This window comes from Bacillus sp. P4_D3, from assembly GCF_056401855.1.
In genome coordinates this window covers 1-1,817 of sequence record NZ_JBFUIN010000630.1, presented here as the reverse complement: position 1 = coordinate 1,817, position 1,817 = coordinate 1, and the positions used below count along the sequence as shown (strand labels likewise).

General features: G+C 32.7%; 2 protein-coding genes and 1 pseudogene. 1 reads left to right on the top strand and 2 read right to left on the bottom strand.

Annotation, left to right across the window (positions count from 1 at the left end):
- Nucleotides 1–73: 73 nt before the first annotated feature.
- Nucleotides 74–967, bottom strand: coding sequence for a metallophosphoesterase (locus AC1DTM_RS24970; protein ID WP_477001142.1), 894 nt, complete (start codon nt 965–967; stop codon nt 74–76).
- A 172-nt stretch (nt 968–1,139) separates the two neighbouring features.
- On the opposite strand from AC1DTM_RS24970, the gene AC1DTM_RS24965 reads away from it, so the two are divergent.
- On the top strand, nt 1,140–1,412 hold the full coding sequence (locus AC1DTM_RS24965; protein ID WP_002111275.1) for an HU family DNA-binding protein: 273 nt from the start codon (nt 1,140–1,142) through the stop codon (nt 1,410–1,412).
- Between the two features lie 19 nt (nt 1,413–1,431).
- On the opposite strand, the pseudogene AC1DTM_RS24960 reads toward AC1DTM_RS24965, so the two are convergent.
- A pseudogene (locus AC1DTM_RS24960) lies at nt 1,432–1,817 on the bottom strand (GNAT family N-acetyltransferase); the annotation flags it as partial.

Genomic DNA, 1,817 nt, shown 5'->3' with positions numbered 1-1,817 from the left:
GTATTTAATCAATAAAAAAAGAGAACTTTCTTTAAAAGTACTCTTAATTCTCCAAAATATGAAACGTTCTACTTTAGTTACTACTTTGCTTCAATACAAAAACTGAAAATTCAGGTACACTCCAAAATCTAACAGGCATTCGCGTCGTCCCAATACCGCGATTTACATATAAATGTAATGGCTTACTCTTTCCTTCTAATTCATACATTCCTTCAACATACTTCTCTGCTAATTTTGTGGTAATTAAAGGACCTACAAAAGGAATCTGAACTTGTCCTCCGTGACTATGTCCTGAGATTTGAAAATCAACTGGATAACAAGCTACTTTGTCTACAACATCAGGCTCATGTACTAATAACATATTGAAATCTTGTTGTCTTAAGTTTTTTAAAGTCGAGTCTATTTGTGGTTTCCCTAATAAGAAATCATCCAAACCTGATATTGTAATATACTTGCCATTTTCCACTTTAATTTTCTGCACGTCATTTACTAAAACAGAAAAACCCGCTTCCTCCATGTACCTTTTGTAGAATAAACTACCTCCCCCGCCTCTATCATGATTCCCAAACACAGCATACTTTCCGAGAGGAGCATGAATTTTCCTCAAAATTTCTTTCGCCTCTTCTCTTTCCTCATTATAAGATCCGAACTTATCTATTAAATCCCMTGTAAAAACTACTATATCTGGACGTAACTCATTCATTTTCTCCACCAAATTATCTAGTTGCTTCAGTGTAAACTCTGGCCCTAAATGCACATCTGAGAATTGCAATATCTTTTTATTGTTAAACTCTTTAGGAATCGTAGGAGCTTCTATTTCATTCCACGTGACCGATACTAATCTTCGTTCTATTTCTGTTGCATAGAAATACAAGCTTATTGGAATCATTAATATACTTATGAAACTAATAATAAATTTCTTTACGATTGATTTTTTCCGCTCTTTTTTTACATGATGCGTATTCATATTTTCACCTCTAGATGTACTTTAAAACCTTTTTGTTACATTGATGTGACAACATGAAAAAACGATACGAATTTCAATTTTTTTGTAAATATATCTGCGTACACTTGTTCTCTGAACTTTTATACGTTATAATAACAACTTAAATAGCATTATTTACATATGAGGTGAAAACATGAATAAAACAGAATTAATCAAAAACGTAGCGCAATCAGCTGAAATTTCTCAAAAAGAAGCTACTGTAGTTTTACAAACTGTAGTAGAATCAATCACTAACTCTTTAGCTGCTGGCGAAAAAGTACAACTTATCGGATTCGGTACATTTGAAGTTCGCGAAAGAGCTGCTCGTACAGGCCGTAACCCACAAACGGGTGAAGAAATGCAAATCGCAGCTTCTAAAGTACCTGCTTTTAAAGCTGGTAAAGAACTAAAAGAAGCTGTAAAATAATGAAAAATAGCCTTCTCATTTATGAGAAGGCTATTTTTTTCATTATATAATTAATAAAAATCTGACCATTATGCTGCTTATTTTGTTCCTTTATGCAAATATAACCTTTACTTTCAAAGAAAGGTTTTGCTGTAATACTTGCCTCTGTATATATATCCCTATGTTCTAGCTTCATTACTTCTTTTTCTAACTTTTGTAATATATAAGAAGCTATCCCTTTCCCTTGATAATCTTTATGTGTAAACAAATGATTTATGTAATGTTCATCATTATAATCCCCCAAATCCAACTATCACACCGTTGTTATCCGCTACATAACTAATATTCTTTTCTAAAGACTTTAGCCAACTTTCTCTATTTAGTCGCTTTGGTGCCCATGCCTGTAGCTGTAACGTATTATAATCT